Here is a 5,116-nt window from a genome sequence, read left to right as displayed (position 1 = left end):
ATTTTTTGACAGAATAGAGTATTTAAGCGGGTCTGCAAGCCGGTAATAATCCCGGCATGAATAAAATCTTCTCTCATCACGTGCGTCTCCCCGCCACATTGCGAAACGATGCGGGCGCGCTGATCTACTCCGCGAAGAGTTTTGCCGCGGCGATGCTGGCTTACTACCTCGCGCTGTCGATAGGTCTCGAACGTCCCTCATGGGCCATTATTACGGTTTACATCGTATCGCAGACGTCGGTCGGGGCGTCGCTGAGCAGAAGCCTCTACCGGCTGGTCGGGACCGTGGCGGGGGCCAGCGCGACCGTTCTGATCGTGCCCATCTTCGCGAATATGCCGATCCTGTGCAGCGTGGTGCTGACGGGCTGGATCACGTTCTGCCTGTGGCTCTCCCTGCTGGAGCGCACGCCCCGGGCCTATGCCTTCGTGCTGGCCGGTTACACCGCGAGCCTGATTGGTTTTCCCGCGGTATCCGATCCGGGTGGCATTTTTAACGTTGCCCTCGTCCGCGTGCAGGAGATCGCGATTGGGATTTTCTGTGCGGGGCTGATTCACCGCTACGTGCTGCCCGCACGCGTATCAGGGCTATTCAACGCGAAATTATCCCAGACGCTACAGGCCGCGCGCGGTCGGGTGGCGGACACCCTGGCGGGTAAACCCGGCGCGGCTTCCGGCCCCCTGCATCTGGCCCTGGCGCTGCAGTTCCTGCAGGGGATAAGCCACCATGTTCCGTATGATTTTGCCCTGTCCGCTCCGGTGCGGCAGGCCAGAAAAGCGATTCACGATCGGCTGGCACGGCTCGCGATCGTCAACTGTGAACTACACGATCGCTTGCTGACGCCCGGAATTCTGCCCGCCGACATGCAGGCATTGCGGGAGGATGTTCAGGCCTGGCTTGCCGCTGAAGACGCGGGTGCCAGCAGCGCGGCTGAGGCGTTGCGGCTCCGCTGTACGCTTCTTATCGATCGGTATGCCGCGCATGCGCAGACGATTGACGACGCGCTGCAGGTCAGTTTTATTCGCTACCTCTCAGAGGCCATCGCGCTTCTGGAGCAGTGCGAGCGTCTTTCCGGGGCTATCCACCACGCAAAACCTGCGTTTAGGGAGATGCAAACCCGCGCGGCAAAAGGCTACGTTTTCCACCGCGACCCGCTTACCGCCGCCCGCACGGCGCTGGGGGCTTTCGTCATCATTCTGAGCGGTTGTCTGGTCTGGATTTTCTCTGCGTGGCCGGATGGCGGTACGGCGGTCTCTATCCTTGGCGTCTGCTGCACGCTGTTTGGCAGTTTCGACACGCCGGCGCCCCACATCGTGAAATACATCATTGGCTCGTTCTGGGGCGTGGTGATTAGCCTGCTCTACAGCTTTGCGCTGCTGCCGCAGGTAAGCGATTTTCCGGTGCTGGTGGCGGTGCTTGCTCCGGCGTATCTGCTGGCCGGGTCGCTTCAGGCGCGCCCGCCTACCACGTTTATGGCGATGGGCATCACCCTGACGCTGCCCATTCTGTGCGAGCTGGGCGCGCACTACAGCGGCGACTTCGCCGTCGCGGCTAACACCGCCATTGCGCTCTTTGCAGCGACCTGCTTTGCCGTCATCAGCATGAGCCTGATGCAAACCGTGCAGGCGGACGCCGCCATCACGCGTCTGCTGAACCTCTGCCAGCGCGACATTCGCCGCAGCGTGAAAGGCACGCTGCGGGTCGACGAAACGCACTGGATCAACCTGATGATGGACCGAACTGCCCTGTTGCTGCCGCGTTTGCAGCGCAGCAAGCGTGCGCCAGAGCAGGCGCTTGAAAGGCTTTTGCACGCGCTGCGCCTGGGGCTTTCAGTCATGCATATACGCCGCAGTGACACACCGCCCGGCAGGGAGGTTGACGCGCTATTTCATCGGATAAACGCCGCGGACCGCCACGCCTTAGGCGAACGCATTACCGCCATCATCGAGCAAAACCTGCCTGCCGCAGATGAACCAACGCGCCAGTTTGTCTTCAGGCTGGTGGATCTTCACTGTGCATTACGGGGGCCAGACCATGGTTAACGATATTAATATCGGCGGCGTTTTTATTCCGGGGCTGCTGATGGCCGCCCTCGCGACGCTGGTCTGCACGCTGAGCCTCGTCGCGCTTTTCTCTCTCAGCAGGGTCTACCGGCGCTTGCCGTTTCGCCCGCTGATGGATGTTTCAATCTGGATTGTCATCTTTTACCTGCTGATGCAGGGCCTGATCGCGTTGGGGTTATTGTCATGAAATCACTGCTCTCTTTACTGGCTCGCTATGCGCTGACGTTAAGCGCCGTCGCAGCGGCCACGCTGCTGGCGTTTATGATGTGGAAACACTACGCGCAAACGCCGTGGACCCGCGACGGCCGCGTGCGGGCGGACGTGGTGCAGATTGCGCCGGACGTCTCCGGGCCCGTCATCAGCGTGGCCGTGCGGGACAACCAGTGGGTGAACCGGGGCGATGTGCTCTACGCCATCGATCCGCGCTGGCTCAGGCTGGCGGTGGCCAGCGCGCAGGCGGATGTGGAATCGAAACGCCATGAGATGCTGATGCGCCAGGACGCGGCCCATCGCCGCACGCTGATTAAAAACGCCATTTCGAGCGAGGATGTGCAGCAAACCGGCAGCGCGGCGAACGTCGCGGCGGCCAATTATCACGGCGCGCTGGCCGCGCTGGACCTGGCAGAGCTGAATCTGGCGCACGCCACCGTGCGTGCGCCGGTCTCGGGGTACGTTACGCACCTGCGGCTTCGACCCGGAGACTACGCGACGGCGGGGGAGACAAAGGTCGCCATCGTCGATGCCCACAGCTTCTGGGTGGTGGGGTATTTTGAGGAGACTAAACTGCGCCATATTCGCGTCGGGGATGCCGCGCAGATAGTGCTGATGGGATACGATCCGGTCATCACGGGGCACGTGGAGAGCATCGGGCGTGGGATCGGGGACAGCAACGACGAAACGGGCGGGCTGGGGCTGCCCGACGTCGAACCCACCTTTAGCTGGGTGCGGCTGGCGCAGCGCGTGCCGGTGCGTATTCATATCGACAGGTTGCCGGAGGGGGTTGAGCTGGTGGCGGGGCTGTCGGCGAACGTGGCGGTGGGGCGAAAATCTGGGGATAGTCAGCCTTAAACACATATGCGAAACTTACCGCTTCTGAAAATATGTGGTGGGACCCGCTCAATGTCAGAACCAACTTCGCAGTGCCTTTTCAGTGAAGGTCTGATCGATTTTCCTGAAGGTTATCAGGATCGTACCGTCAACGTCTTCGCGCCGCCCGCAGCGGACGCGCCGGCGTTCAACCTCTCCCGTGATGCCCTCAACGCTGGCGAAGCGCTTGCCGCGTACATCGATCGCCAGCTCGCCCTGATGGAAAAACACATCAAGGGATGGAAGCAGGGGGAGCGTAGCGCCGCTACGCTGGGTGACGGCCTTTCACAGGGTGAAACCGTCCATGCCAGCTACCTGCGCGACGGCAAACGCATCTGGCAGCAGCAGGCCGTGTTTAACGTCGACGGCAATAAAATTCTGGTCTTCACCATGACCTGCACCCGCGCGCCGGGCGATGCTGACCGCGCGATGTTTGGCGATCTTCTCAGGAGCTTTCGCTTCCACCATTAACATCAGGGACCGTTGTTATGTTTGAAGCTGCACGCGTAGGTGATGATATCGGCCACTCCGGTGCGCTTGCCGGGATGATTGCCGGAACGATTGTCGGCGGCCTGATTGCCGCCGCCGGGGGCATTCTGGCGGGGGCGATGTTTATTGCCGGACTTGGCGCATCCTGCCTGGGCGTGGGCGTCCTGCTCGTCGGCGCGAGCCTGGCCGTGGGGTACTACACCGGGGAGCTGGCGACCGCCGCCCGCGACAGCATCGCGGACGCCGGGGCATCCAGTATGACGAAGAAAGGCGTCATCACTTCCGGCTCGCCCAATGTGTTTATCAACGGTAAACCCGCCGCGCTTGCCACCGATAGCACCGTCGACTGTTCTGACGACGGCTCGCAGCAGATGGCCGAAGGCTCTAAGCGAGTCTTCATTAACAGCCAGCCTGCGTCCCGCATCGGGGATCGTACCACCTGCGACGCGAAGGTGATGACCGGTTCGGACAACGTCATCATCGGCGGCGACCCGCAGCAAACCCTGCCCATTCAGTCTGAAGTCCCCGAGTGGCTGTATAAAGTCTCCGATCTTACCCTGTTGTTCGCCGGCCTGCTCGGCGGGTGGGGCGGTGCCGCTGGCAAAGTTGGGGCGCTGTCTAAGCTGCTGGGGAAAATTCCCGGTATCAATAAGCTGGCCCGTATCGCCTGCCGCGCCGGCACGCTGATGACCGGCGTTGCCGCCGCGGGGATCATCGCCCGCCCGGTGGATATCGTCAGCGGCCAGAAGTTTCTCAGCGGGGATGATGAGCTGGACTTCGTCCTGCCTTCCCGTCTGCCGGTGCGCTGGCAGCGCTACTGGCGCAGCGGCAACCCCGGCGACAGCGTGCTGGGCCGCGGGTGGAGCCTGTTCTGGGAAAGCCGCCTGGAGCCGTATCAGGACGGGCTGGTGTGGCGTGCACCGTCCGGTGATTACATCGCCTTCCCGAATGTCCCGAAAGGGATGCGCACCTACTGCGAAAGCGAAAAAAACTGGCTTGAGCACCACTCTGACGACAGCTGGTCGGTGTATGACGTCAGCGGCGAGCGCTGGCACTACGCGCCGCTTAAGGATGATGCCCCGTCGCTGCTCCAGCGCATCTCTGAACCCTGCGGCAACGCTATCCTCTTCGAGTGGAATGCGAATAATACTCTGCATGCCCTTACCGACAGCGCGGGCCAGCGCGTAGTCTGTCGCTACGACAGTGACAGGCTTGCCGGTGCCTGGCTGGATGACGAGATCTGCCTGGTCAGTTACGCTTATGATGAACAGCGCCAGCTGGTCTGTGTGACCGGCCGGGGCGGTAGCGTGCGCCGACGCTTCCGCTGGCAGGACGGGCTAATGAGCGCCCATGAGGACGCCAACGGCCTGCTGAGCGAATACCGCTGGCAGGAGATTGACGGCCTGCCGCGCGTGGTCGGCTTCCGCCACAGCGGCGGCGAACAGCTGACGTTCGAATACGATTTTGATAACGGCACCCGC

The 5,116-nt window shown here is 62.1% G+C and carries 5 protein-coding genes; all 5 read left to right on the top strand.

The features are described 5' to 3' along the window. Nucleotides 1-56: 56 nt before the first annotated feature. On the top strand, nt 57-2,039 hold the full coding sequence (locus L977_RS03905; protein WP_052192606.1) for an FUSC family protein: 1,983 nt from the start codon (nt 57-59) through the stop codon (nt 2,037-2,039). Then, entirely contained in the window at nt 2,032-2,247 is a 216-nt protein-coding gene (locus tag L977_RS03900) for a DUF1656 domain-containing protein (RefSeq protein WP_014882886.1), read from the top strand. Before L977_RS03905 ends, L977_RS03900 begins: the two co-directional genes overlap by 8 nt. Beyond that, entirely contained in the window at nt 2,244-3,128 is an 885-nt protein-coding gene (locus L977_RS03895) for an efflux RND transporter periplasmic adaptor subunit (protein ID WP_047624867.1), read from the top strand. The genes L977_RS03900 and L977_RS03895 overlap by 4 nt, the downstream gene beginning before the upstream one ends. Nucleotides 3,129-3,179: 51 nt before the next feature. Next, complete coding sequence (locus tag L977_RS03890; protein WP_045281655.1) at nt 3,180-3,617, top strand: DcrB-related protein; 438 nt, start codon at nt 3,180-3,182, stop codon at nt 3,615-3,617. Nucleotides 3,618-3,634: 17 nt separating this feature from the next. Further along, nucleotides 3,635-5,116: PAAR domain-containing protein (locus L977_RS03885; RefSeq protein WP_047624853.1), on the top strand; the 1,482-nt coding region annotated here is incomplete at its 3' end.

Source organism: Enterobacter sp. ZOR0014, from assembly GCF_000798855.1.
GTDB classification, from domain to species: domain Bacteria; phylum Pseudomonadota; class Gammaproteobacteria; order Enterobacterales; family Enterobacteriaceae; genus Enterobacter; species Enterobacter kobei.
The sequence above is the reverse complement of the archived record's forward strand: the minus strand, read 5'-3'. Positions and strand labels throughout refer to the sequence as shown.